This is a genomic window from Clostridium sp., from assembly GCF_036646415.1.
Classification (GTDB): Bacteria; Bacillota; Clostridia; order Clostridiales; family Clostridiaceae; genus Clostridium_J.
In genome coordinates this window covers 279,411-305,330 of the sequence record NZ_JAVXMF010000002.1, presented here as the reverse complement: position 1 = coordinate 305,330, position 25,920 = coordinate 279,411, and the positions used below count along the sequence as shown (strand labels likewise).

General features: G+C 30.5%; 24 protein-coding genes and 2 pseudogenes. 23 read left to right on the top strand and 3 right to left on the bottom strand.

The features are described from left to right. Nucleotides 1–749 precede the first annotated feature (749 nt). From RSD37_RS02620 to RSD37_RS02555, 14 genes and pseudogenes are all read left to right on the top strand, one after another. Nucleotides 750–1,613: a conserved phage C-terminal domain-containing protein gene (locus tag RSD37_RS02620; protein ID WP_346945138.1), complete on the top strand. Its 864-nt coding sequence runs from the start codon at nt 750–752 to the stop codon at nt 1,611–1,613. 21 nt (nt 1,614–1,634) lie between these two features. After that, nucleotides 1,635–1,874, top strand: a pseudogene (locus tag RSD37_RS02615) (terminase large subunit); the annotation flags it as partial. After that, nucleotides 1,860–2,093 carry a recombinase family protein gene (locus RSD37_RS02610; protein WP_346945147.1) on the top strand — a complete coding sequence of 78 codons (234 nt, stop codon included), beginning with the start codon at nt 1,860–1,862 and terminating at the stop codon, nt 2,091–2,093. The pseudogene RSD37_RS02615 and the gene RSD37_RS02610, both read left to right, overlap by 15 nt. A 124-nt stretch (nt 2,094–2,217) precedes the next feature. After that, nucleotides 2,218–2,943, top strand: a pseudogene (locus RSD37_RS02605) (recombinase family protein); the annotation flags it as partial. A 229-nt stretch (nt 2,944–3,172) separates the two neighbouring features. After that, entirely contained in the window at nt 3,173–3,820 is a 648-nt protein-coding gene (locus RSD37_RS02600; RefSeq protein WP_346945137.1) for a GGDEF domain-containing protein, read from the top strand. A gap of 1 nt (nt 3,821) precedes the next feature. Next, complete coding sequence (locus RSD37_RS02595; protein ID WP_346945146.1) at nt 3,822–4,796, top strand: WYL domain-containing protein; 975 nt, start codon at nt 3,822–3,824, stop codon at nt 4,794–4,796. A 215-nt stretch (nt 4,797–5,011) separates the two neighbouring features. Beyond that, a complete protein-coding gene (locus RSD37_RS02590) occupies nt 5,012–5,503 on the top strand; it encodes a hypothetical protein (RefSeq protein ID WP_346945136.1) in 492 nt (163 codons plus the stop codon). Between the two features lie 39 nt (nt 5,504–5,542). After that, nucleotides 5,543–7,861 (top strand): dynamin family protein, encoded by a 2,319-nt coding sequence (locus RSD37_RS02585; protein ID WP_346945135.1) that lies wholly within the window; start codon nt 5,543–5,545, stop codon nt 7,859–7,861. A gap of 9 nt (nt 7,862–7,870) precedes the next feature. After that, complete coding sequence (locus RSD37_RS02580) at nt 7,871–8,350, top strand: hypothetical protein (RefSeq protein ID WP_346945134.1); 480 nt, start codon at nt 7,871–7,873, stop codon at nt 8,348–8,350. Between the two features lie 79 nt (nt 8,351–8,429). Then, nucleotides 8,430–11,474: a DUF87 domain-containing protein gene (locus RSD37_RS02575; RefSeq protein ID WP_346945133.1), complete on the top strand. Its 3,045-nt coding sequence runs from the start codon at nt 8,430–8,432 to the stop codon at nt 11,472–11,474. After that, complete coding sequence (locus RSD37_RS02570; protein ID WP_346945132.1) at nt 11,474–12,436, top strand: hypothetical protein; 963 nt, start codon at nt 11,474–11,476, stop codon at nt 12,434–12,436. Before RSD37_RS02575 ends, RSD37_RS02570 begins: the two co-directional genes overlap by 1 nt. Next, nucleotides 12,436–12,828, top strand: coding sequence for a hypothetical protein (locus RSD37_RS02565; protein ID WP_346945131.1), 393 nt, complete (start codon nt 12,436–12,438; stop codon nt 12,826–12,828). Before RSD37_RS02570 ends, RSD37_RS02565 begins: the two co-directional genes overlap by 1 nt. Nucleotides 12,829–12,918: 90 nt before the next feature. Beyond that, nucleotides 12,919–13,146 (top strand): transposase, encoded by a 228-nt coding sequence (locus tag RSD37_RS02560; RefSeq protein WP_346945130.1) that lies wholly within the window; start codon nt 12,919–12,921, stop codon nt 13,144–13,146. Nucleotides 13,147–13,280: 134 nt separating this feature from the next. Further along, nucleotides 13,281–14,498 (top strand): IS256 family transposase, encoded by a 1,218-nt coding sequence (locus RSD37_RS02555; RefSeq protein ID WP_346945129.1) that lies wholly within the window; start codon nt 13,281–13,283, stop codon nt 14,496–14,498. 317 nt (nt 14,499–14,815) lie between these two features. On the opposite strand, the gene RSD37_RS02550 is transcribed toward RSD37_RS02555, so the two are convergent. Both RSD37_RS02550 and RSD37_RS02545 read right to left on the bottom strand, forming a co-directional pair. Further along, a complete protein-coding gene (locus tag RSD37_RS02550) occupies nt 14,816–15,547 on the bottom strand; it encodes a hypothetical protein (protein ID WP_346945128.1) in 732 nt (243 codons plus the stop codon). A gap of 2 nt (nt 15,548–15,549) precedes the next feature. Then, on the bottom strand, nt 15,550–16,368 hold the full coding sequence (locus tag RSD37_RS02545; RefSeq protein ID WP_346945127.1) for a 4Fe-4S binding protein: 819 nt from the start codon (nt 16,366–16,368) through the stop codon (nt 15,550–15,552). Between the two features lie 396 nt (nt 16,369–16,764). On the opposite strand from RSD37_RS02545, the gene RSD37_RS02540 reads away from it, so the two are divergent. Genes RSD37_RS02540 through RSD37_RS02530 form a run of 3 tightly spaced genes read left to right on the top strand, consistent with a single transcriptional unit; the run spans nt 16,765 to nt 17,817 of the window. Further along, nucleotides 16,765–17,097: a PadR family transcriptional regulator gene (locus RSD37_RS02540; protein WP_346945126.1), complete on the top strand. Its 333-nt coding sequence runs from the start codon at nt 16,765–16,767 to the stop codon at nt 17,095–17,097. Then, nucleotides 17,090–17,461 (top strand): DUF1048 domain-containing protein, encoded by a 372-nt coding sequence (locus RSD37_RS02535; RefSeq protein WP_346945125.1) that lies wholly within the window; start codon nt 17,090–17,092, stop codon nt 17,459–17,461. The genes RSD37_RS02540 and RSD37_RS02535 overlap by 8 nt, the downstream gene beginning before the upstream one ends. Before the next feature lie 2 nt (nt 17,462–17,463). Then, a complete protein-coding gene (locus RSD37_RS02530; protein ID WP_346945124.1) occupies nt 17,464–17,817 on the top strand; it encodes a DUF1048 domain-containing protein in 354 nt (117 codons plus the stop codon). Nucleotides 17,818–17,967: 150 nt separating this feature from the next. On the opposite strand, the gene glnA is transcribed toward RSD37_RS02530, so the two are convergent. Continuing rightward, nucleotides 17,968–19,392: a type I glutamate--ammonia ligase gene (glnA, locus tag RSD37_RS02525; RefSeq protein WP_346945123.1), complete on the bottom strand. Its 1,425-nt coding sequence runs from the start codon at nt 19,390–19,392 to the stop codon at nt 17,968–17,970. Between the two features lie 288 nt (nt 19,393–19,680). Between glnA and RSD37_RS02520 the strand changes: the two genes are divergently transcribed. The 6 genes from RSD37_RS02520 (at nt 19,681) to RSD37_RS02495 (ending at nt 25,607) form a co-directional block, all read left to right on the top strand. Next, on the top strand, nt 19,681–20,388 hold the full coding sequence (locus RSD37_RS02520; protein ID WP_346945122.1) for a lantibiotic protection ABC transporter ATP-binding protein: 708 nt from the start codon (nt 19,681–19,683) through the stop codon (nt 20,386–20,388). A gap of 9 nt (nt 20,389–20,397) precedes the next feature. Further along, nucleotides 20,398–21,129: a lantibiotic immunity ABC transporter MutE/EpiE family permease subunit gene (locus RSD37_RS02515; protein ID WP_346945121.1), complete on the top strand. Its 732-nt coding sequence runs from the start codon at nt 20,398–20,400 to the stop codon at nt 21,127–21,129. Between the two features lie 3 nt (nt 21,130–21,132). After that, nucleotides 21,133–21,891 (top strand): lantibiotic immunity ABC transporter MutG family permease subunit, encoded by a 759-nt coding sequence (locus RSD37_RS02510; RefSeq protein ID WP_346945120.1) that lies wholly within the window; start codon nt 21,133–21,135, stop codon nt 21,889–21,891. A gap of 88 nt (nt 21,892–21,979) precedes the next feature. Further along, entirely contained in the window at nt 21,980–22,639 is a 660-nt protein-coding gene (locus RSD37_RS02505; protein ID WP_346945119.1) for a response regulator transcription factor, read from the top strand. Then, nucleotides 22,630–24,006 carry a sensor histidine kinase gene (locus RSD37_RS02500; RefSeq protein ID WP_346945118.1) on the top strand — a complete coding sequence of 459 codons (1,377 nt, stop codon included), beginning with the start codon at nt 22,630–22,632 and terminating at the stop codon, nt 24,004–24,006. Before RSD37_RS02505 ends, RSD37_RS02500 begins: the two co-directional genes overlap by 10 nt. A gap of 476 nt (nt 24,007–24,482) precedes the next feature. After that, nucleotides 24,483–25,607, top strand: coding sequence for a radical SAM protein (locus RSD37_RS02495; RefSeq protein ID WP_346945117.1), 1,125 nt, complete (start codon nt 24,483–24,485; stop codon nt 25,605–25,607). Nucleotides 25,608–25,920 lie beyond the last annotated feature (313 nt).

The window sequence follows — 25,920 nt, the reverse complement described above, 5'->3', positions numbered from 1 at the left end:
CACGTACGGTTCTAAGAGGGGCTAGGGTAGTGATTCCCTAGTCTACTTACCGGGTTTTAAATATTTCAAGAGACAAACAGCTAATATAACTTGTCGGAAATTCCGACAAGTTGCAAACAATGGAAGTCAGTATAAGGATGAATTTTATATTCTAGAAATAGTTATAGACGTTGGGGTTATAGGAACATCAGTCGTTCCTCCATCAGAAATATCCCACAGTAATTCACCGTAGGCATATATGGTACATTTAAATTGTAGCTTCTTTTAGTTAATAGAATAGTTAAATTAAAAAATATAGAGTTGTCTCAAAATTAAATTTTGAGGCAGCTCTTTTTTTAATACAGACTTTAAATTTTATCATAGTTACTACTGCCTGACTCTTTAAAAAGTTTAATAGATATAAAAGTTTAAATAAATTATGAGAATCACAATGTTTTTATGTTTTTATGTTCTTATGTTCTTGGAGGGTTCAAAGCTTAGGTATGACTGGATTTGAGGCTCCTAGAGGAAATGCGAATTTCAGTACGATTTTTAACTAAAAATTCAAGAAAGTTATTTTATTTATGTTTAAAATTAGATGTGAGAAGAACTTCAACAATGAAATAAAACATAACTGTATCTTAAAATTTCTAAAGTAGAACAAAATTTTAAAATTATTTTAAAATAAGTGTAAATAAATTTCAAAATTGCATATATACTATTTGAATGGGTTTCGAGGGGAAAAATACATATTTTAAGGGGAGATCATTATGAAATATACAATTATGGGTTTTAGACAAGAGAAGTTAGTTCAGTTGGGCCTTGATACTTTGGATGCAACTATCCTTAGGTATTTTATTGATTTTAAAGAGTCTAAGGGGATGAAGGTTAAAATTATAGATGGACAAGTTTATTATTGGATTCGCTATGATGGAGTTTTGAGGGAGTTACCTATATTAAATATGAAAAAATGCACTGTGCAATCTAGATTTTTTAAATTAAGAGATGCAGGAGTACTTACCCACCAGGTTATAAGAGAAGGTGGTACGTATTCCTATTTTGGCATAGGTGAAAAATATACAGAGCTAATAACTAGTGGTGTAAATATAGAAGATGATAACAGTAATAAAATAAAAAAGGCTTCTATTTGCGATAATTTAGAGGAAATTAATAATCTAAAGAGTGTAGATGAAAACAAGGATACTGTAGATGGAAATTCCTATAGTGGGGATGAAAACCTTCAGGGTATAGATGGAAACCTTAAGGGGTGTCAGTGTGAGTCCACAACAAATAATCCCTCTACTAAAGATTCCTCTATTAAATATAATAATAATCTAGCCTTTCTGAAGAAAGGGGCTTTTGAGATAATAGATTATTTGAACTTGCAAACAGGAAAGAAGTTTAAAAGTGATACAAAGGTAACACTTAGTCTAATTAAGGCAAAGTTTCAAGATGGTTTCACAGTGGAGGATTTTAGGACTGTTATAGACAATATGAAAATAAGATGGACAGGTACTAAGTTCCAGGAATACTTAGCTCCAACAACTCTCTTTGGCAGTAAGTTTGAAACCTATTTAAATCAAGGGAAGGAAGTAGGGATTAATACTACAACCAGCGGTGCATGTAGAGATTGACAGAGGCAAGTTCTTGCTAATGGCTGTGCTTCCTGATAGACAGCAAGCATCCATAGTATTTGATGTTGCGGTGGTAATGGTGGAGCAATGCCCAGCATTAAAGAAAAGAATTAAACCAATGATGTCAATGAAAAGACTAGTGTATAAACCAACCAATAGCTTCTACCAGTTGCTATCAGCTGAAGCTTATATTCAGTTATTTTCCATGAACTACATGCACAGTCAAATAGAGAATTATTTGATGTAATGACTAAAGGTTCGGTAAGGAATAAAGGAGTTATTGATAGCTACTACATTGAAGATAACCATTCACCTATAATCTCAAGAGAGATGTGGCAGCAGGCTCAAGAAGAAATTAGAACAAGGTCTAAAGCTAAAGGAAATAATGAGGGAGATACTAATAAATACACAAAGAGGTATCCACTAACAGGAATGCTTTACTGCAGTAAATGTGGATCAACATTGAAAAGAAGAACCTGAAACAGTAAGCTTAGCTGCCAAAAGATAGTATGGCGATGTAGCAACTATATTAAAAATGGAAAGAGTGCTTGCATAGGAACAGTTATCAAGCTATGAAGCACAGGTTAATTACTATACAACTTTTATAAACAGTAACCAAGACTATGAACTTGCCGGGATATTTGCAGATGAAGGGATAAGTGGTACAAACACTAAAAAGAGAGAAAAGTTCAATAAAATGATACAGGCATGTAAGGTTGGAAAGATAGATATGATTATAACAAAATCCATATCAAGGTTCGCAAGAAATACTTTGGATTGTTTAAATTATGTAAGAGCTCTTAAAGAACTTGGAGTTGGAGTTATTTTTGAAAAGGAAAATATAAACACCCTAGATGGGAAAGGCGAGGTATTAATTTCTATTTTGGCAAGCTTGGCTCAAGACGAGTCAAGAAGTATAAGTGAAAATTCAACATGGGGTATACGTAGAAAATTTGAACAAGGTAAGGTAGTAGTAAACCATACTAAATTCTTAGGATATGATAAAGATGAAGAAGGTAATCTTATAATAAATGAAAAACAGGCTAAAATAGTAAGAAGAATCTATAGAGACCACCTTGATGGAAAAGGGTCAAATAGAATAGCTAGGGAATTTGAGGAAGAAGGTATACAGAATTGGAATAGGAAGAGTAAGTGGTATGAAAGCACCATAAGAAGTATGCTAAGCAATGAGAAGTACAAAGGTGATGCACTGCTGCAAAAGACATATACAGTAGATTTTCTAACAAAGAAAAGAGCAGAGAATAATGGAGAAGTTCCACAGTATTATGTAGAGGATAGCCACCCAGCAATAATAGATAAAGAAATGTGGGAGGCAGATTATTGTAACTTTGATTGATGGGACTGAGATAGAAGTTGTAATTAAGTAAGGTTATATTAATTAAATGATCTTATAGAAAGAGCTTAAGGTAAAACTTTGGCTCTTTTGCATTATGGATAATTTTTATTTTTATAGTTTACACTGACAGTAGATGTCATTACAAGAGTATATAATAAAATTAAAGTTTATGAGATGTAAATATTGGGGGTAGGGGTATTAAGTGAATTATGAAAATATGGACAAAGAAACACTTATTAAAAGTTTAAGGCAGAAGGATGGTATGTTAAAAAGACTATATTTAGAAAAAGAAAAATTAAACTATTATGCAAGTACAGATGCTATGACTGGGGTACTAAATAGAAGATCAGGTTTAGAATTATTAGGTAAAGAATTTGATTTATCAAAACCCAATGATAAAAATCTTGTTGTTTGTTTTGTTGATGTAGATAGACTGAAGATGATAAATGATACCTTTGGACATGAAGAAGGTGATAATGCTTTAATAATTGTAACAAAAATTCTAAGAGAAAGTATTAGAGAAACTGACTTTGTAATTAGAATAGGAGGAGATGAATTTCTAGTAGTATTTCCTAAAACAACAATGAAAGAAGCTAATAAAGCATGGTACAGAATTTGTAAAAACATAGAAGAGATTAATAAGAGTAGTGATAGTTATAACTTAAGTTTGAGTTATGGATTTTATGAATATAGCAAAGAAATACAAAAGGAAATGTCTATCAATGATTTAATAAAAAAGGCTGATGTAGAAATGTATAAGAAAAAAATGAAAAAAAGAAGGAATTTTAAGGATATATGTATAATTAATAGACAAAAGGTAAAAAGATTGAAGAAGGGTAAATGTGTTTAATATGGAAAGATTTAGAGCAGATGCATTATTATTTATTTATAATCAATTAAAAGAAGGAAAAGTAGTTAGAAAGAATGATATAATAGATAAATTTAATATTAATGAAAGAACTTTTTATAGATATATAAAAGATATAAAGAATTTTGTAGATGGAGAGTTTAATGGTCAACTAATAGCAGATAGAGCAAAAGGTGGATATATTCTTATAAGTGAGAATGAAAAGAATCTCAATGAAAAGGAAGTTTTAGCAATTTCTAAAGTGCTTTTAGAGAGTAGAGGTTTTGTAAAGGCCGAGATAAAAGATATGCTAGACAAGCTTCTTGAAAATTGTATAAGTGAAGATAAAGATAATATTAAAAGAATTATTGGAAATGAATTAGTGAACTATGTTTCACCGCAACATGATAAGGAGCTTTTAGACAAGTTATGGCAAATTAGCAATGCCATAAAAGAACAGAAAATATTAGACATTGAGTATTGTAAGTTGGGTATAGATGGTCAAATACAAGGGGATGTTTCCAAAAGAACTGTATATCCACAGGGATTGTTATTTTCAGAGTATTATTTTTACCTCATAGCTTTTATTGAAGGAAAAAGCTATGAATACCCTACTATTTATAGAGTAGACAGAATTAAAGATTTAATCATTACTGATAAAAAATATAAAGTAGATTATAGTAAAAGATTTCAAGATGGAGAGTTTAGAAAGTTAATTCAATTTATGCAAACAGGAGAACTAGAAAGAGTAAAGTTTAGATTTACAGGTAGATCCATCGAGGCAGTTTTAGATAGGTTACCTAATGCTAAAGTAGTAAAGGAAAAACAAGGAGAATATTTAGTAGAGGCTAAATTATTTGGTAAAGGTATAAAAATGTGGCTTTTGAGCCAGGGAGATTCGGTAGAGGTTCTAGGTTCAGATAAATTTAGGGAAGAAATGATGGAAACTATTGAAAAGATGAGAATGTTGTATAGATAATATATAGGTTATTTACACATGTTACCTTTGTAAAAGATAGAGGATTTTGACGAGAAAATAATTATGTGTATATTAAGTCATGGGAAGAATATAAAAGTCATATGGCAATCACAGTTTGTTGACCAAATGATTAAAGAGATAAATAATATGCAAAAAAAATATATGTAATTTCTAAAGTATTATTTAGAAATTTGTATTAATTAAGGAGTAATAGAATGAATAATAATGTTATTAAACAAATGAAAAAATCTATAGGAGAAAATAACGCGCCAGAAATAAAAGCAACTTTAGTTAATTCACTTCTTTGGAATGAAGATAAGGAAACAATAGATTCCCTTGAAGAGATGGTAATGAAGAGTAATATTTTTGAGGAAGATAATAATCAAGAACTTAAGAAAAATGAAAATGAATCACTTGGAGCATATATTGATAGAGTAAGCACAGCATTGATGTTAAATTATTCTTTTAAGAAATATGAAATTCTCAAGGAGTTATATAAAGATTATCATCTTGAGAATATGAAAAAAAAACCTGAAGTAACATATACAATTAATAGTACTTCAGATAGTAATGAAGAAAATTATAATCTGAAAGATATATCTAATGATGAGAAAATGAAGAAAAACGCTATTATAGCTGGATGCGTTGCCGTAGGAGTAATAGGATTATTATTAATAAATAGAAATAAAAACAAAAGGAAAAAATAATTTACATATATGATATAAGAACTAGGGGGAAAGACATAAATGAAAGTAACATTAAATTGTAATCCATATATTAGAGAAAATATAATATCCGTAAATGGTAAGGAGTACAAGGAGAAAAGTTCTTTAGAAAAGTATAAGGACTTGTATGTATATCAGTTTGGAGAAGCATTTATTGAAGATTTAGTTAATGAATTAAATAACAAATCTATAGAAATAACCTTTAATGGTTCAATGTATGATTTTGAAGAACTTTCAAATTTAATAAAGATATCTAATATAAAAAGAAATTATAACTTATCAATTAAAAAAGATAAGATAATTAGAAATCTTGAAAGAAGAGCAGAAGTGCAAGCGTTACTAGAAATATTGAAGAAAAGCAATATTAAAGAGTTTAATGATGCTCAGTTAACAGAGAAAATAGAAAAAGCATTAAATAAGAATATTGAGATAGCTGTTGTAGCACCAATGAGTTCAGGTAAGTCAACATTGATAAATGCATTTATTGGAGATAAGGTTATGCCATCTGCTCAAAGGGCATGTACCGCTACAATTGTGAATTTATTTAATGATAAAGATGCTTCAAAGTTTAAAATTATAAATAAAAATGGGAAACCTTGTAAAGAGGAAGTAAACTTAGAGAAATTGAAGGAGTTAAACAGTGATGAGGACGTAAAAACCATCGATATCATTGGAAGAATTCAAGGATTATTAAATGTCACTAATGCCAAAATTGTAGATACTCCAGGCCCTAATAATGCAATGAATGAAGGACACAAAAAAGTAACTATGGAGTATTTAAAAGGTTCAGAAAAGCCAATTATTCTATTTTTAATGAAATGTGATGATCAGACTTCAGATGCTGTTAAGAGTTTAATTAAAATAATTGCTGATGAAATAAAGGAAAATGGAAAGATTGATTCCGATAGATTCTTATTTGTTGTAAATAAATGTGATGGTATTAGCGAAGATGAAGAGGGCAGTGTAGATAGTATAATAGAAGATAGTATTAATTTCATTGAAGAGTGCGGTGTCCTAAACCCAAGAATACATTTCATCTCTGCTTCTCACGCTTTATTAACAAGAATGGAAGAGGCTAATAAATTATCTAAAAAAGATAAAATATTATTAAATAGTATTTATTCCTTAATTGAAGAGGATGAATATTATGAATTCTATAAAGCATCCATATATGATGAAAGATTAAAAGCAGAGATTGAGCAAGAGTATGAGGAAGCGAAGGAAAATGAAGATATATTAAAACAAGCATTTATTCTTAGTGGTGTGGCATCACTAGAAAAAAATATTATTGATATAATAAATCAACATAAAACTGTAAAGTTAGTTGGGGAAATAGTTGAGGAATGTAAAAATACAATAGATGCACAAAACCTAAAAAAAAAGTTAATGGAGTCAATCCAAAAGGGTCAAGAAGAAAGAGAAAAAATAAAAGAAAGCATAAGAAAAGTAGAAGAAATTCTAAGTAATAAAGACATTAAGAATAACTTAGAAATGGAAATAAATAATATTAGATTTGGAAATAGCTTTACTAAAGTAATAAATAGAATTAATGCTGAAGTAAGGACTGTTCAACAATTAACGGATAGTTTACAAGAAAAGGAAGTTGGAGAAGGTAGTAATTTATCAATTTCAAGTTTTTTCAACAGAAATAACAAAACTGTTGAAGAGAAACCTAGATACGTTGATAAAAAAGTTGCTTTGAATCATTTAAAAAAAGTAAATGAGAAAGTTATGGATTTAAAAATAGATTTAGAAACTGAGTATGAAAGATTTATAAAAGTTGAAATACACGAAGTAGGTACAAGCCTCATTGAAAAATACAAGAAATCTCTTCAAATAGTGATAAATGATATTAAAGGAATTGATACAGAGATTAGCCAGTTAGTAAATGTTTCTCTACCAAGTTACACTGAATTCTTAAATGATAAAACTGTTACAAAGAGTGAGTCTTATAGTGATATAGTTAAAAATCCAGAAAGAGAGGGTTTTCTTGGATTTTTTAAAGTGTGGAAACCAAAGACAATAGAAGTAACAAAATATAAGGATATTAATGTTATAGATAAAGAAGAAATTAAAATATTTACTAAGGATATAGCAACTAAATTTCAATATATATCTACTGAAATGTCAGCCAATGCAAACAAGGAAAAGGATTTTGTTAAAAAGGTACTTATAGAAAACTTTAATGTTTTTGATAACAAGATAAGCGAAAATATGGAAAATATGAAAGCGTTAGCACATAATGTTGCAGAATTAGAAGTGGCCATTTCATCTGATATACAAGTTGAAAATAGATTGAATGATGTAATAGATAAGCTTGAAAGAATAATCGAAATTTAGAGGTGTAATATGGATAAATTAGAAAATGACTTTAGACAGGAGCTATTAAAGGGGGATTTAGCTTACCCAAGGGGTTTTTTAACTAACACAGTGATATGGGAAAGTACAAATAAGAATGCTATAGAAAGATTGATAAGAATAGCTGAAGAAAATGAAGTATTTGAAAAGTTAAATGGTAATGTTGAAAGATTAAATAATTATCAATGGACCTATGATTATCAAGATAGTGTTCAAACAGAGTTAATGCTGAATTATTCAAAGGAAAGATTTCTACATTTTCTTGAAGTAGCTAATTATTTGAGTACTAAACATAATGAAAGGAAAATTAATAAAACACCACAGGTAAACCCCAAAACAGAGGTAAATAAAAAGAATATAAATGTACAATCTGAAACAAGGAAGGTAGCAAAAAAAAAACAATCCTTGGGAACATGGATAATAATAGGACTAGTATTATTAGTAGTAATCCTAATTATGGAAATAATATAAAAAACAATTCTGACCCAACAACTAATAAAGATAATGATTTTTTTAGAAGAAATAGGATAGATATATAATTGGAGGAATTATGGAGGAAGCTAGAGATAAAAGGGAATTAGAAGAAGCATTATTAAGTGCTGAAAGACTATTTTTTAAGGAATACTTGAAGGATATTAGTTTAAAAGAAAACATAGCAACTATAGAAAGTACTAATAAGTGTTTAAGATTGTTAAAGCTAAATAAGTTTGTTTACAATGAAGAGGAAGATTGTGTAGAAAAGCTTGTATCAGTTTTGACAGCATTAAATGGTTTAGAAGCTACCTATGGTTATGTTATACATAGTGATGGAAATAAAATAGAGATATATTTAGCTGTTAAAGGTAAAGATGAAACAGCTATTGGTAAAGATACTTTAGAAAATGGGTTGAAAGGTAATTTCCCAGGAATAGAGCTTGAAAATATTTTTAACAATGAGGTACAACCGTTAATTAACAATAAGTTATTTAATAAAAGATTTGATAACTTAGCAGCATTAGTAACTTTACCTAAGGAAAAATCAGATAAGCTTAATGTAAATATACAAGGTATAGAAAAGTTTGTTGATTCAATGCTTGGAGAGGAATTTACTATAGTAGCTTTAGCTAGTTCAATAAATAGTGAAAATTTAAGGGAGGTTAGAAAGGGATATGAAGATATCTATACCCTTTTAACTCCTTTTAAAACCACTGATTTTTCCTTTAATGAAAATGAAAGTGAGAATATATCTAAAAGTATAGCTAGTGGAATAACTGATACAGTTACTAATACTAAAACAAAAACCACAGGGGTAAGCTATAGTGAAAGTAAAACTGATACAGTAGGGGGAAGTGTATCAGCAGGGTTCAAATTAGGAGACGTATTTAGTACTAATGTTACTGCAAACTATAGTAAAGCTAGTACAAAAGGAAAAACAGATACTTCTAGTAATAGCGATTCTGAAGGAACATCAAAATCAACTAATAAGGTTGATACAGATACTAAAGGGTCTACAACTGGAGTGGGTAGAACTTACTCTTTTAAAAGTGAAAATAAGAGTATTGATGAGTTGTTAAAAAGAATAGAAGTTGCATTAGAGAGAATATCACAATCAGAGGATGTTGGACTATTTAATTTTGGAGTATACTTTTTATCCAACAATAAGGATGCTGTATATAGGGCAGCAAGTACTTACATGGGGCTTGTTAAAGGAGAAAATTCTGGGGTTGAGAAAAGTTTTATAAATGTTTGGGAAGATGGAAACAAAAACTTTAATATGGTAAAGGAATGTATTAAGTCTTTTGAACATCCACTTTTTAAAGATGAAGAAAACAGTATAGTATCATCAACTACATTAATAAACAGTAGAGAATTAGCACGAGGAACTACATTTCCTTATAAATCAATTCCAGGCATACCTGCTATGAATTTCACTCCATTCTCAAGAAATATAGCAACCTATGAAAAGGAGAACGGAAGAAAAATAAAATTAGGTAACATTTTTCATATGGGTGTTGAGGAAGATAGTGAAGTTGAATTAGATTTGGATAGTCTTACTATGCATACATTTATTACAGGGTCAACTGGTTCAGGAAAGACTAATACTTGTTGTAAATTAATACAAGAGGTTATTAAAAATAATGTTAAAGTTTTAATAGTTGAACCAGCAAAAGGTGAGTATAAGAATTTCTTTGGAGAAAAAGATAGATTTAAAATATATGGTACTAATCCATTAGTAACTAACATGTTAAAAGTAAATCCTTTTGCATTCCCAAAGGAGATTCATATTCTTGAGCACATTGATAGACTAATAGAGATATTTAGTGCATGTTGGCCACTATATGCTGCAATGCCAGCAATATTAAAGGAAGCTGTGGAAGAGAGCTATAAAAGAGTAGGATGGGATCTTAAGTATTCAATTTCTTCTAAAAATCAGGTTTTCCCTTCCTTTGACACATTATTGGAAGTGCTTCCTAAGATAATTGACGAATCAGCCTATTCACAAGAGTTAAAGAGTAATTATATAGGATCTTTAGTTACAAGGGTAAAAAGCTTAACTAATGGATTAATAGGTGAAACATTAAATGGACAAGAGATTAATTCAATGGAACTATTTGATGAAAATGTAATAGTAGATTTAAGTAGAGTAGGATCAGTAGAAACTAAATCATTGATGATGGGAATAATTTTTTTGAAACTTTATGAGTATAATATGAGCAAAAATGAGTTTACTAATAAATTAAAACATCTAACGGTTTTAGAAGAGGCTCATAATCTTCTAAGGAGGGAATCATCATCTTCTTCAGAAGGAAGTAATATTCAAGGTAAGTCGGTTGAAATGATATCTAATGGAATAGCGGAGATGAGAGCCTTTGGTGAAGGTTTTGTTATAGTAGATCAAGCGCCAGGAATACTAGATCAATCTGCTATTAGAAATACCAATACAAAAATATTACTAAGATTGCCAGATGAACAAGATAGAATCTTAGTTGGAAAATCAGCATTACTTACAGAAAATCAAATATTTGAAATGGCTAGACTTCGAAGAGGAGTTGGGGTTGTATTCCAAAATAATTGGTTAGAACCTGTACTAAGTAAAATAGACAGATTTAATGGCGAAGAGAAATTCATTTATAAGAAAAATAGTTACAAAGCCTTAAATAAAGGGAAAAAGAAGTTAATAGAGTTATTAGCTTCAAAAACTACTGGTGAAGAATTAAAGTTAACAAGAAGTGAAAGTGATGAGTTAGAAATCTTTATAGAAAATGAAATGAAAAACCCTATTGTGAAAGAAAAGCTAAAAGAATTTGTTCATGAAGTAATTAAGAATAAAAACCCAGAATTATTAAGTAAAGAAAATAATAAAAATCTAACTATGATTATTAGAAATGTAATTGATTTTAACATTAGATATGAAGATTTATCAAGATCTCGTGACTTAGATGATATGACTATTGATTTCTGCATTAAAATGGATGAAATCTATGGCATTGAAAAGGAAGTAAGTCTTGAAATATTAAAAAATATCCTTGCTTATGGAGTAATAGTTGGAGAGGATTCTGAAAGACTTGTATTTGATAATTGGCTTAAGTTATATGAAGGAAGAAGGTATATGTAGTGGAAACAATGTTCAAAGAAGTGCCTAATAAAGAAGTTAGTTTAAATGATAATATAAATAAACTATTTTCCTTCTTCAAAGAAGAAAAACTCTCTCCTATAAATGATAGCCGAAATATTGAGGAATTATTAGAAGTTAAAATAGAAAAGCAAGAAGTAGAATTCAAACCAGAAACCACAGAAAAGGGCGACATATCTATAGAAGATAATGCTCTAATATTAAATGCAAAGGATATTCAGGGTAGAGATTTAGAAGCTATTGAAGCTGATGATACCAATATAGAGGATAAAGTATATAATATTTTAGATAATCTATCTGAGGAGCAGTTAATGGAATTGGCAGAAAAGTACCCAAAGATATATAATAAGCTACTTGCAACAGAGAAATCTATCTTAAATGATCTTCAAAGTATTAAGGAAAATCCAGAAAAAGCTGAAGAAATTTTAAGGAATGTTGGAAATAAAATTGCTAGATTTAAGGGAGATTTAATGGAGGCAGTTTTAAAAGAGGGGTTATCAGATTCATTTGAAAACATATTAGATAGAGAGCAACAGGTAGATGCCGGAGAGGGTAAAAAGACAAATATAGATATTACCTGTGAAAATGCAAAAAAAGATATTAAACTTGGAAATGTTGATATTAAAGAAGGGGAAAATCTTTATATAGAAAGTAAAATAGGAAATAGTAGCTACATAAGCAGTCAGATGAAGTGCATTGAAAAAGGCCAGGAAAAAGAACATATGATTGATCAAGTAACTGGGCATCATACTGCTGGAAGTGAAAGTGGTAGACCTTATAAGTCAGTAATAGTAGTAAGTAAAGATTACTTAGAGGTAGCTGAAGAGAAAAGAACCGAATTTGAGGAAAAATTAAAGGAAATGGGAACAGAACTTGTTATCTTAGATAAAAGTGCTAGTGAAATAGAAGAAAAGGCTAAGGATGCTATTGGAGGATTAAATTAGTGAAAAAAATATTTTTATTAAATACAGATAGTTTCAATGAGTTTGAACAGTTGATGAAAGAATATAATAAATCTTTAATAAGTAGATATCTTAAAGGAAACAGCACTTTAGAAAAAGAAAACGTAGTTATCTCTATTGATAAGAAAATTGTAAGCTTATTAAATGAAAGAAATGTAGGGAAATTCAATATTGATATTAACGAAGTTAATTCATTTATTGATGAGAATTCTAAATTAAAGGTGATTTTAAATGGGAATTATGTTAAAAATCATGATATTGATAAAGTGATGGGCCTTATTGATGGGGAAAATGAAGATCTATTAGATCCTATTAAAAAAGTTTTAAAAGTAGCTTTAAAAAAGGAAGCACACTTAGTGTTTTATTATATATAAATGATGAGATTAAAATAAACTTCTGTAAAAATCCTCATTGAAAGTAATAATTCAATGAGGTTTTTTCTATTTAAGGCATTTTAATTACTGTTGAGTTTGACATCATATTATACGAATGTTATAGAAAGCTCGAATAATCAATTTAGAAAGGTAATTAAAACAAAACTTATATTCCCTAACGATGAAAGTTTATTTAAAATGTTATATTTAGCTACAGAAAAAATACATTTAAAATGGACTAGAAATTATACAGACTGGGATTTGGTGATTAATCAATTAAAAATAGTATTTAGTGATGTGTTTTCAAAAGGAGCATAAAAAAAGAACCTTAAGGTTAGAATACCAACATCAAAGTTCTTTGGCTCTGTAAAAAACTTTGTGTAAACTGAATAAAACCTACTCCTTCTTGGAAATAATTTAAATAACAAATTATTACAAGGAGGAGTTTTTATATGTCAAATATGTCGAAAGAATTATTAAGAGAATACATTAAGGAGCAGAATTTTAGTAACACAAATGACATTTTATCTGCATTAAAAGATATGTTTAGGGAAGTATTACAAGAATCATTAGAGGCTGAAATGGATGATGCTCTTGGATATGGAAAGTATGATTATACTGACAAATCAGTCGAGAATAGCAGGAATGGCTACTCAAAGAAAACAGTAAAGACCGAGTTAGGTCCTGTAGAAATTAATGTGCCAAGAGATAGAAATGGAGAATTTGATCCTAAAATAATAGCAAAACATCAAAGAAGTGCTAATGGTATCGAGGAGAAAATATTGTCATTGTATGCTACAGGTATGACGACAAGAGATATTGCGGAGCAAGTAAAAGGGCTCTATGGTATTGATGTCAGTGCAGAAACTGTTTCTAATATAACTAATAGAATATTACCACTAGTATCTGATTGGCAAAACAGACCGCTAGAAAGCACCTATTCATTTGTGTTTATGGATGCTATCCATTACAAAGTTAGAGAAGAAAAACAGATTGTTGTAAAGGCAGCCTACGTCGTAGTTGGCGTGAACATGGATGGTATTAAAGAAGTGTTAGGTATCTGGGTTGGTGCTAATGAGAGCAGTAAATTCTGGCTCTCCGTCTTAAATGACCTCAAAAACAGAGGTGTTCAGAACGTACTTATATTCTGCATTGACGGCCTAACCGGCTTTAAAGAAGCAATTGGCGCTGTATATCCTTTTGCTAGAATACAACGCTGTATAATACATCAAATTAGATCAAGTATGAAGTATATACCTTACAAAGACCGTAAGGCTTTTGTATCAGATTTAAAGACTGTTTACACTGCTGTAAATGAAGAGGGTGCAATGAATAACCTAATGTCTCTAAAAGATAAGTGGGATAAGAAATATCCTAATGCAGTTAAGAGCTGGGAAGATAATTGGGATAACTTAAGTACTTTCTTTGCATTCCCGAGTAATATCAGAAAGATAATTTACACGACAAATGTAATTGAAAGTTTAAATAGTCAGTTTAGAAAAGTAACAAAAACAAAACTCATATTTCCAAATGACGATAGTCTATTAAAGATGTTATATCTTGCCGTTGAACGTATTGAAAGAAAGTGGACCAGACAATATAAAGACTGGGACTTGGCAATCAGCCAGCTTAAGATAGTATTCAGTGACATATTAAACCCAGGAGCATAGAAAAAGAACCCTAACATAAAATTATGATTAGGATTCTCTCTTAAAAATCTTTAACATGTATATTCTAGCGAATCTATGGCTAGAATATACATGGATAAGGAAAATAAATATTACAATAATATACATGTTTAGACACAATGTATATGCTATAAACTTAACTTCGTACTCTGTATTTCCAAGAAGGAAAATCAGAATACACAAAAATATTTACAGGCTCAGTTCTTTTACAATTTAATATGTAAGTATATTATAGCCAAATCATGGTAATAACATACTTGAAGGATAAATATTTAGTCGTTACAATATAGGTGGCAATTCTATTTTGCTTCATCTATTTTTTGCTGTATAGCTGTTTTTACTATAGAAAATTCAATTTCTTTTTCTGCGCAGTAGTCTTTTATAGTCATAACTGTATCAGGTAGTTTTGCATCAATAATTGTTTCTATAGCTTCTTCTGAAACACCCCAGTCCAGAACTTCTTTAAAGGTAGTATTTCCTTTAACTTTCATTTCTTCTGTATCACTTGAAATATGCTCTGCAGAATTGTTTTCAGCTTTTATATTTGAAATATCAATGGTATGGCTGCTGAGATAATTATTCTGTTCTTCATTTATTTTATTTTGCATTTTTATAATGTTTACAGCGGGTTCTGGAAGATAGACCTCTTCATCTATTTCATAAGGCAAATTTAAATAAAGAGCTGTAAAATATTTAACAGAAGCAGTTCCAATTTCAATATTTTCTCCTAAATTAGCATATATATTTTCTAAATCTTTTACTGCGAAAGACTCAATATTTTCAATATTATTTATACCAAAGGCTTTTGCTAAATCTTCAACAGGTATATCAAAAGAATTATTAATATCTCCAAAGGTGTATGAACCTCTTATATCTGCAGGATCATTCTTTCCTGCAAATTCACCACTTTTAAATTTAGCAGGTTCTTTGGTTGTCTCAGTATGCCAAAGATTTAATCCTTTAGAAATACCTATCCCACCAAATAAAACTATAATCAGTATAACCCCTATAACTTTTGAATTTAATTTCATAATTATTTGCCTCCTTCAGATGAAAAGATTACTGTATTCTCTATAGGACAGCTCTCTTCAGAAGTGCATTTCATACAAGATATACATTGATGATTTCTTACACTTTCAACATTGGAAACTTGAATATTCATAGGACATGATTTGTCACAAGCGCTGCAGGATACACAGGTTTTAGGATTTCGCTTGATTTTAAAAAGTCTAAACAAATTGAATATCCCGAGAACAGCTCCATAAGGGCAAGCATACTTACACCAAGGTCTTTCAATAAAAAGTGAGGCAAGTAATGTTATCATAAGCACTATAAGTCCGCCAATAGCGACCTCGCCTGTCCAAAAATTAAATAGACTATAGTAAGGATCAATATCAGAGAAGCCTATCTTTCCAGTTATAGCTGTCACATATACAACCCATAACAAAACAATATATCTTAAAAATCTCAAATATTTATCATATTTATATGGTATAAAATGATTATGTTTTTTCTTAAATATTTTTCTTCCTATTTTACTTATATATTCTTGGATTGTTCCTAGAGGACATATCCATCCACAGAATAGAGGACCAAAGCCAACAGCCAGTATGAAAGCAATTATCATCAGTATGAATGAAGACTCATGAATTTTCTTAACGAAAGTTCCCGTTGTGGCATATTGATAAATTGTTACAACACCTCCAAAAGGACATAGTGCATGTAAAGATGCAGAGGATAGAAAAGCAATACCTTTTCCTGATTCTGCCAGTGTGTGATTTACTGCTATAAGTGCAATAAGTGCGAAGAAAAAAATCTGAATATAACCCCTAATTTTCTTTTTCTTAGACATTTTCCAAATCCTCCTTTAATTTTTGTTAATAGGTGAGATAGATAATTTCACTATAGGGTATAAGAATTATCTACTAATCTTTAAACAAATTTTATAAATGTTTTATGTGTATATAATATCTTGTGTTTTTGAATAAACATTGTTGTATTTGTGATGAATTTGTGAAAGTTATAAGGGGGTACCTATTCCTATTTTGGCATAGGTGAAAATATACAGAGCTAATAACTAGTAGTGTAAATGTAGAAGATGATAACAGTTATACTATTAAATATAATAATAACCTAGCCTTTATGAGGTAAACATACTATATTGACACTGCCACTACTTAGTGATACTATATAGAAGTAGTAAGTATTACTTAATACAAGTGATACTATATAGTGAGAGGTGATACCAATGGAAAATATAACTGAAATGTTAAAAGGTGTACTTGAAGGCTGTGTTCTTGAAATAATCAGCCATGAAGAAATATATGGTTACGAAATTACAAGGAGGCTGAATGCCCTTGGTTTTTCAGATGTTGTAGACGGAACTGTGTATACCATCTTGGTGAGACTTGAGAAAAATAAATTGGTGGAAACAACGAAAAAGCCATCAGATATGGGGCCTCCAAGAAAGTTTTTTACTCTTAATGAGGCGGGACGTGAGGAACTTAAGAAGTTCTGGAGAAAATGGGAATTTGTTTCAACAAAAATTAACCAATTAAAGGGGGAAGGAAAAGATGTTTGATTCTATTATTAAACTTATTATAGGTGATCTTGATGATAAACGAGCTTATAAACAAATGATGAAAAGGGTGGATGCACTGCCAAAGGATTATAATTTTGCATTTCGTAAAATTCAAAATTATATATATACAGTTGGCTCAATTAACGTTGACATGACCATATTTGAGAATATGACCATGTTTACGGATTTGATAGATTTATTTGAATCTAGTGCGACAGAAGGCAGACAGGTTATTGAGGTTATTGGTAGTGACGTGGATAGTTTCAGTGATGAGTTTATGAGTGCTTATATTACAAATACTGAAACTAAACGAGAAAAACTAAATAAAGAGATTGCAGAAAAGTTTAATAAGGAGGAGAAATAACCATGGTGAAGCTAATCAAAAAAATGTTTGGTGACAAAAAAGAGTATAAAGACCAAATGGCAAGGTCAGAAGAGCTACCAGAAGACTATAAGTTTGTATTTGAAAAAATTCATGAATATATGTGGAGTTTCGCAGGTGGAGATGGGTCTGATATGTTGAAAACTCAGCAGGAATTGTTAGAGTTGTTTGAAATAAGTGCAGCGGAGGGCAAGCATGTTCTTGAAGTCACAGGTGAAGATGTGGCCGGTTTTTGCGATGAGTTTTTGCGTGATACGAAAAAATGGACCGATTTTTATGGTGAAAAATTAAACCGTGTCATGCTGAATAAATTGGGAAGCAGAAATGATGTTAAATAAAGATGTCTGTAAGGTTACCATATTGTAATTGGAAAATTTATATTTTACTTCAAAAAGGTCTTCTGTGACCCCAAAAAAGATATGAGATGAAATTAATCATCTTCATATCCTTTTAAATAATACAGTTTTATTTAAAGCTTCCATCACCTTTTACAAATCATAATATAATTCAAATTCAATTGGGCAAGGTACATTTCTTATCCTTGCTATATCTCCACGTTTAATATTTATCCAGTTATCTATAAAATACTTATCAAATACTCCATTTGGTAGTAAGAACTCATAATCCTTTTCTAATTCCTTCAAAGCTTCATCTAGAGATGTTGGAAGAGCTCCTATTTTATTTTTTTCTTCCTCTGGCAAATCAAACACATTTACGTCAAATGGCCCAAAACCTTCCTTTGTGGGATTAATTTTATTTTTAATACCGTCAATTCCAGCCATTAAAATAGCTGAATATGCAATGTATGGGTTACAGGTAGCATCTGATGGTCTAAACTCAAATCTTCGTACTTCTGGGTCCTTTACATAGCCTGGAATCCTAATAACTGAACTTCTATTACCTGTTGCAAAGCATATTGATACGGGCGCTTCAAATCCCGGAATAAGTCTCTTATAAGAATTCGTTGATGGATTTGTAAATGCAAGGAGTGCTTTTGAATGTTTTAATACTCCTCCAATAAAATATAGTGCCTCATCACTTAACTTTGAGTAACCCTCTGCATTATAAAATAAATTATGTCCATCTTTCTTAAGCAGCATATGAATATGCATACCGCTACCTGCTTCATTATATAGTGGTTTAGGCATAGAGGTAGCTGTCTTACCATCTGCCACAGCTTCATTTTTTATAACATATTTGGCCATCATGGTTCCATCTGCCATATGCAGCATATTATCTAGTTCCACTTCAATTTCTAGCTGCCCTGCTGCTCCAACCTCATGATGATGATACTTAACCTTAATTCCCATTTCTTCAAGCTTCAAAATCATTCTATTTCGCAAATCATTATCTGTATCATTAGGCAACCCTACATGATATCCTTTTTGAAATGGTACCTTATATCCATTATCTTCTTTTTTATTGCTACTCCAATAAGCTTGATTAGAGTTAATAGTAACCTCTTGATGTTTATTGCTTATTTCATATCCCATATTATCAAAGATATAAAACTCAAACTCTGGTGCTATAACAAACTCATCTGCTATATTAGTTACTTTAAGATATTCATTTGCTTTTTCAGCAATATACCGTGGATCTCCAGAAAATCTTTCCTCAACGTTTCCTACGGTATATATGTTTCCTATCATACTTAAGGTATTCTCTTTACAATAAGAATCTATGAAGGCAGTTGTATAATCTGGTATAAAACACATGTCTGAATTTTCTATAGATGAATACCCATAGCTTGACCCATCAAACCCTATACCATCTGTAAATAACCTTTCATTTAATCTCTCCCTTGGAATTGATAGGTGATTCCATTTTCCTTCAAGGGTTATAACCTTAAAGTCAATAATCCTAATGTTTTTTTCTTCAATATACTTTATAAGCTCCTCATAACTTTTAAACATAATTTTCCTCCTTACGTATTGTAATTATTTTACACTCGTTATTTAAAGTATATCACTGCCACTATCCTTGTCAATTCGTTCCAATAAAGTAATTTTATTAATAAAAATAGGTGGCTAAACTTCATATAAGTTTAAATACCTATGAAAAACAACCATCTATCTTATTGCTAAAAATATTGTGAAAAAGTGTATTTTAGAGAATAGACCACTAAATGAGAGCGTTATTAAATCCTTATAAAATCCTTAAAATTATCCATTATTCTTAAGTTAAAAGAAAGGATGATGGATATGGAAAAATTTATTTTACAAACAAAAAATCTTTGCAAAGATTTTAAGGTGCAGAAGGCTGTAAACAATATTTCTCTTTCTGTTAAGGAGAATTCAGTATATGGACTTCTTGGACCGAATGGTGCAGGAAAATCTACTACATTAAAGATGATTACAGGAATATTACGTCCTACTTCAGGAGAAATATTATTTTCAGAACATCAATGGAGTAGAAAGGATTTAAGTAATATAGGAGCACTTATTGAAACGCCACCTCTTTATGAAAACTTAACAGCTAGAGAGAATTTAAAGGTAAGAACAATACTTTTAAACTTATCAGATAAACGTATCGATGAGGTGTTAAAGATAGTTGATTTAACAGATACGGGTAAAAAACTAGCCGGTCAATTTTCATTGGGTATGAAACAGAGACTTGGAATTGCTATTGCACTATTAAATAATCCTAAGCTTTTGATTCTAGATGAGCCAACTAATGGTCTTGATCCTATAGGAATTCAAGATTTGCGAAAGCTGATACGCTCTTTCCCTGAGAAAGGAATAACTGTTATTTTATCAAGTCATATTTTATCTGAGGTAGAGCTGATTGCTGACCATATTGGTATTATTGCTAATGGTGTTTTAGGATATGAAGGTAAAATAAATCCAGGAGAGGATCTAGAAAATCTCTTTATGGAAGTTGTAGCAAAAAATACAAGGGATGCAAGGTAGGTGAACTAAATGGAAAATTATTTAAGATCTGAAAATCTGAAATTGAAAAACACATTTACAAAGAAACTTATTATAATTATGCCAATAATTAGTGTGCTGCTTGGACATTTATCACCTTCATGGTATGTGATTAACAGTTTCAATTGGTGGTACATGATGATATTGCCAGGTAATATTGCCCTTATAGCTTTTCTTGTTCACCAAAAGGAACAGAAAAAACAAAAATATATAGGTGTAATGTGTCTCCCTATTAATTTGAAAAAGCTTTGGATTTCAAAAATATTGCTAATTAGCTTTTTTAATTTACTTTCTTGTATGATACTATGTATTGGCGTTTTACCTGGCCGTTTTTACTGGCCCAATGCATATTCTATTCCTATAATAAATCTAATAATAGGTGCTGTAGTTATTGCTATTACCTCTATGTGGCAGATTCCGCTTTGTCTTTTTCTTGCAAAAAAAGTGGGACTTTTTCCTACTATATTTATAAATACTTTGGCAGGAGTTGTTCTTAATATTATTATGGTAAACAGAGGATTATGGTGGATTTGCCCTTATAGTATTACAACAAGACTGATGTGCCCAATACTTAGGATTCTACCTAATGGAATGTTGGCAGAAAGAGGAAATATGCTTTTGAATTCTAATGTGATTTGGATTGGAATAGCTTTATCAATTTTATTCTTTGTATTTCTTACCTTTGCAACAGCACATTGGTTTAGCAAGCAGGAGGTGAAATAGAAGATGGTTTTATTACGATATATAAAAGCAGATTTATATAAGCTTCGCCGTACTTCGGTTTTATGGATACATATTTTAATTCCATTCTTAGGAGCAATTGTTTTTCTTGCTTATTATTCTTTTTCAAGTTGGAATGTAAGTGAAAAAGCTTCCGCATATTTTCAAGCCTTGGGAATAGCTTTTCCGCTGCTTATTGGATTGATTTGCAGCATGGTTGTGTCACAAGAGGAACAGGCAGGAAACTTCCAACAATTATTAACAGGTAGTAAGTGGAGAGGAACTACTTTATTTAGTAAACTTATTTTACTGATTTTAGGGTCCCTCTTCTCCATTGCTATAGCTTTAGCCATTTTTGGAATGGGATTTCAGTATGTTCTAAAGCAAAATAATTTTACATTTAACTGCTATGTACAGGTAGGTTTTGGACTACTTTTAGGTAATATAATTTTATATATTTTTCATACATTTTTGAGTTTACGATATGGAAAAGGTGCATCAATTGGGGGAGGAATTGTGGGAAGCTTGATTTCTGCAATCATGCTTACGGGACTTGGAGATAAAATATGGAAGGTAACACCTTGGAGTTGGGCTGTGAGGTTTTGTGACTATACGGTTCTAAGTCAAACAAATTCAGATCTTTATAATATGGCTCAAGGTGAATTAAAAAAAGGAGTTATTATTATGGCAATTGCCACTTTTGCTGCGTTAGTTATGATTTTATTTTGGTTTTCCTTCTGGGAAGGAAGAAAGTCTTTAGAATAGGATGTGAAAATAGCTATCAAATTTTAGAAACCAATGATTTTTTATAGTACTTTGCAGTATAATTGTATTTGAAAAGGGGGAGGATACTTTGGCTAAAATACTTGTTATTGATGATGAAGAAGATATTTTAATACTAATAAAAAATGTTCTTTTAAAGGATAATCATTTTGTTGTTACGGTAGACAATGCAATAAATTTATCCAGTGGAGATTTTATTGGATATGATCTAATTTTATTGGATGTTATGATGCCAGGTATAGATGGTTTTACGCTATGTGAGAAAATTAGAGACATTGTTGATTGTCCTATTCTTTTTCTTACTGCAAAAACTATGGAAAGTGATATTACGTTTGGTCTTGGAATTGGGGCCGATGATTATATAACAAAGCCCTTTGGTGTGGGAGAGCTTAGGGCAAGAATAACTGCCCATCTCCGTAGAGAGCAGCGTGAAAAACACAGCTTTCTTGTAGTGTCAGACATAAAATTTAATTTATCCTCTAAGGAAGTTTTTCTAGATAATAAAAAAATACCTTTTACCAAAAGCGAATATGTTATATGTGAATATTTGGCTAGAAACCATGGACAAGTTTTTTCAAAAGAAAAGATATATGAAGAAGTTTTTGGATATGATGGAGAAAGTGATAGCTCAGCTATTGCTGAACATATTAAAAACATCCGTGCCAAGCTCTCTGTTTTTGATGTGAATCCAGTAGAAACAGTTTGGGGGATTGGTTATAAGTGGCGATAAAAATAAAAAAGAAAGTTGTAACGCTAAAGGCAGTATTTATTAGATATTTGCTTTCATTAATAGCTACATTCTTTATAGTGATTATTTTTATTATATTATTTGTAGATTTAGCAATGAAAACACAATTTTTATATCCTGCAAATTATTCTGAGAATATTATAAGGCAAGAAAAACCTGTTTTGTCATCTGTCTCAGAGATAAAGGAAAATATGATTCCCAAAGGATGCTCTTTTGCTTCCTTTGATAAAAATTTTAATGTGATAAAAACAAATATGAACGAAAATAATTTATCTGAAGCTATATTATATGCAAAGGGTATTTCCAGGGGAGACTTAGGCTCAAAACGTTATTATTTTATTGAACGGCCAGATGGATCATGTGTGTTACAATACTATGTGCAGATGAGCTATAATTCGGAGTGGTTAAATAAAAAATTTCCTAAACCTGAATCTTTTATATATGTAATTCTTGTTTTTGGTTGTCTTATTTCTACTGTAATTGTTACGGTTATTTTTGCTAAAAGTTTAAAAACTCATTTAGTACCTTTAATGAAAGCTACTGAAAAAATTAAAGAGCAGGATTTAAATTTTGATATTGGCAAGTCTAGAATAAAAGAGTTTAATGATGTACTATTATCAATTTCTGAAATGAAAGCTGAGCTTAAGAAATCACTGGAGCAGCAGTGGAATTTAGAACAGACAAGAAGAGAGCAAATATCTGCATTGGCTCATGACATTAAAACACCGCTTACTATAGTGAAAGGCAATACTGAGCTTTTATGTGATACAACTCTAGACGAAGAGCAGCAAAGCTATACACATTTTATTTTAAAAAATGCCAATCAAATTGAACAATATATATTACTGCTTACAAAAATCTCTAAAACAGAATCTGAAATATTATTGGTTTTAAACAAAACTAGTATGGAACCATTCATTGAAGAGGTTTATGGTGAACTAACTGCTCTTTCAGCTTCAAAACAGATAAAGACGGAATGTATACGGGAAAGCATTCCTAAGGAAAGTATATTAGATAAGGAATTGCTTTTTAGATGTCTTATGAATGTTATGTCAAATGCAGTAGAGTACACACCTAAGGGAGGGTTAATAAAATTTCATATATTAGGTAGTGATAAAAAACTTAGATTTATAATTACAGACAGCGGCCAAGGCTTTACCAAGGAAGGCTTAAAATCAGCTACAAAACAATTTTATATGGGTGATACAAGTAGAAGTTCAAAAAAACATTTTGGTATGGGACTTTATATAGCTGGTTCTATTGCTAAATTGCATAAAGGCAGGTTGATTTTAGAAAACTCATCTGATACCGGTGGTGGTAAGGTAATTATAGAAGTTCCTTTGCTTTAAAGCATTTTTATTAATCTACTGTGTTATAGGTTTAAGTAAATTAACAAGGGACACAGAGCATAGGTTTGGGGGGACTTTTTTATTTGAGGGGGTTGAACAAATACGCAGAACTAAGGGGTTTGCTATAAGTAACTTTACTATAAGTAAGTTAATGTTGTATAATCATAGATATGTTGTAAATGATAGGTGATAAAATATCAAAAATACAACATATTTTTATTGTATAAGCTATTGTAAAGCAAAAGAATAAGGCATCTGAAAATAAATAATAAGTCAAAGATGCGAAGGATATTTTGAGTTAGACAAGGAAGCAGGTTCCGCAGATAGTAGAACTATCTAAGGGTTCTGCTGACGACGTATCACTCAAAATAGCCTAGGAGATTGACTTATTTATTTTTTGAATATGCCTAAGTGAAAAGAAACAGTAATAAGATTTGATTTAAATCTTTAGGAAGATAATTTGAGGAGGATACTTTATGAAAATTTCAAAGAACGATGCATTGATGTGGTTTGAATTTTTTGCTATGTTGCCAGAGGATGAGGAAGTTATGACAAAACAACAAGAAATCATATACGCTACCTTTGCACAAATTGAGGCAGCCATCAATGATAGAAATGATAAGTTAATGTCAGAAATTAAGGATTTGAAAACTTTAGGGAATAGAACTTATTATGTAGGGAAAGATAACAAATTCCCAATGGGGTGTCGTTCATGTCTTATGGGGACAGGACTCAGCGCTATTAGAAAAACTAATAAATGTAATATAGAGTGTAAGTTTTGTTATAACTATGGAGAATTAAATGATCAGCCGCCTATAGGTGAAGGTATGTGGGAAATCGGAGGAACAAAGTTTTATGAGAAGGATATAGATTTACTTCTTTCCATCCATAATAAGCCTACAGGGGTATGCTATGTTTATTTAGAGCCCTTCATGGAAATTGAAAAATACTATTCAGTTATAAAGAAATTTAGTGATGCTGGGATTCATCAACACCTATATACAAATGGTATGTTAGCCACAGAAGAGACTTTGAAAGCATTAGGGGAAGCTGGCCTTGATGAGATACGTTTCAACATGGGTGCCACTAATTGTTCAAATAAGGTTATTGAAAATATGGCAATAGCGAAAAAGTATATTAAAAAAGTAGGTATTGAAACTCCTATGACTCCTGAGTTTTTCGAAGGATTTTTTAAGAAAAAGCAAGCAATTTTAGACACAAACCTAGATTTTATAAATTGTGCAGAACTACATTTAAATGATAATAACATAGACAATTATCATGGGGAAAACATGTATATTTCTAGACATGGATATATTTCTCCAACTTGGAGCAGAGAATTAACTCTGAAATTCATGAATATAGCTGATGAAGAAAATTGGGATTTAGCAGTTCATGATTGCTCAAATAGTACAAAATTTGCTAGAAATTTAAATTTAAGTAGCAAAGAAGGTAAGTGGTTCGGAGCTAGTAATTATGCTTGTGAGTTTTCAAGAACACCATACGAAGCATTTTTACCAATACTACGTGATGAAAATTTTAAGTTTTTAAGTGAAGAAGAACTACCTTATGGCTATAAACCAGGAGAGCTGATTTTTTAGTAAGCCTTTTTATTTTCATAGTAATGGTATAATAATTTAATAATAATAGCAGATGTACTTATAGCTTAGGCTGTAGGTGCATTTTTTAGTTTAGGCTTTTTTAAACTGTCTTTGACTCAGGTACATTTTATTTTATAACGTAATCTAAGTTTAATGTGGTTGGCTTATGGTGCTTAAGAATACATGATTTAAATCAACAAAATTATTATAGGGTATTTGAAGAGTATGGATTTCAATACAAAATTAGTATATAATATTTAGCATAACGAAATACATTTTAAAAATAATTTTGTGTAAATATTATTATAAATTA

Bases quoted from the DNA above. Each gene is read 5' to 3' on its own strand.
- RSD37_RS02585 (WP_346945135.1), top strand. From the start codon at position 5,543: ATGAAAGTAACATTAAATTGTAATCCATATATTAGAGAAAATATAATA.
- RSD37_RS02535 (WP_346945125.1), top strand. From the start codon at position 17,090: ATGTTTGATTCTATTATTAAACTTATTATAGGTGATCTTGATGATAAA.
- RSD37_RS02620 (WP_346945138.1), top strand. From the start codon at position 750: ATGAAATATACAATTATGGGTTTTAGACAAGAGAAGTTAGTTCAGTTG.
- RSD37_RS02495 (WP_346945117.1), top strand. From the start codon at position 24,483: ATGAAAATTTCAAAGAACGATGCATTGATGTGGTTTGAATTTTTTGCT.
- RSD37_RS02575 (WP_346945133.1), top strand. From the start codon at position 8,430: ATGGAGGAAGCTAGAGATAAAAGGGAATTAGAAGAAGCATTATTAAGT.
- RSD37_RS02595 (WP_346945146.1), top strand. From the start codon at position 3,822: ATGGAAAGATTTAGAGCAGATGCATTATTATTTATTTATAATCAATTA.
- RSD37_RS02550 (WP_346945128.1), bottom strand. From the start codon at position 15,547: ATGAAATTAAATTCAAAAGTTATAGGGGTTATACTGATTATAGTTTTA.
- glnA (WP_346945123.1), bottom strand. From the start codon at position 19,392: ATGTTTAAAAGTTATGAGGAGCTTATAAAGTATATTGAAGAAAAAAAC.
- RSD37_RS02515 (WP_346945121.1), top strand. From the start codon at position 20,398: ATGGAAAATTATTTAAGATCTGAAAATCTGAAATTGAAAAACACATTT.
- RSD37_RS02520 (WP_346945122.1), top strand. From the start codon at position 19,681: ATGGAAAAATTTATTTTACAAACAAAAAATCTTTGCAAAGATTTTAAG.
- RSD37_RS02555 (WP_346945129.1), top strand. From the start codon at position 13,281: ATGTCAAATATGTCGAAAGAATTATTAAGAGAATACATTAAGGAGCAG.
- RSD37_RS02580 (WP_346945134.1), top strand. From the start codon at position 7,871: ATGGATAAATTAGAAAATGACTTTAGACAGGAGCTATTAAAGGGGGAT.
- RSD37_RS02590 (WP_346945136.1), top strand. From the start codon at position 5,012: ATGAATAATAATGTTATTAAACAAATGAAAAAATCTATAGGAGAAAAT.
- RSD37_RS02530 (WP_346945124.1), top strand. From the start codon at position 17,464: ATGGTGAAGCTAATCAAAAAAATGTTTGGTGACAAAAAAGAGTATAAA.
- RSD37_RS02610 (WP_346945147.1), top strand. From the start codon at position 1,860: ATGACTAAAGGTTCGGTAAGGAATAAAGGAGTTATTGATAGCTACTAC.
- RSD37_RS02540 (WP_346945126.1), top strand. From the start codon at position 16,765: ATGGAAAATATAACTGAAATGTTAAAAGGTGTACTTGAAGGCTGTGTT.
- RSD37_RS02545 (WP_346945127.1), bottom strand. From the start codon at position 16,368: ATGTCTAAGAAAAAGAAAATTAGGGGTTATATTCAGATTTTTTTCTTC.
- RSD37_RS02510 (WP_346945120.1), top strand. From the start codon at position 21,133: ATGGTTTTATTACGATATATAAAAGCAGATTTATATAAGCTTCGCCGT.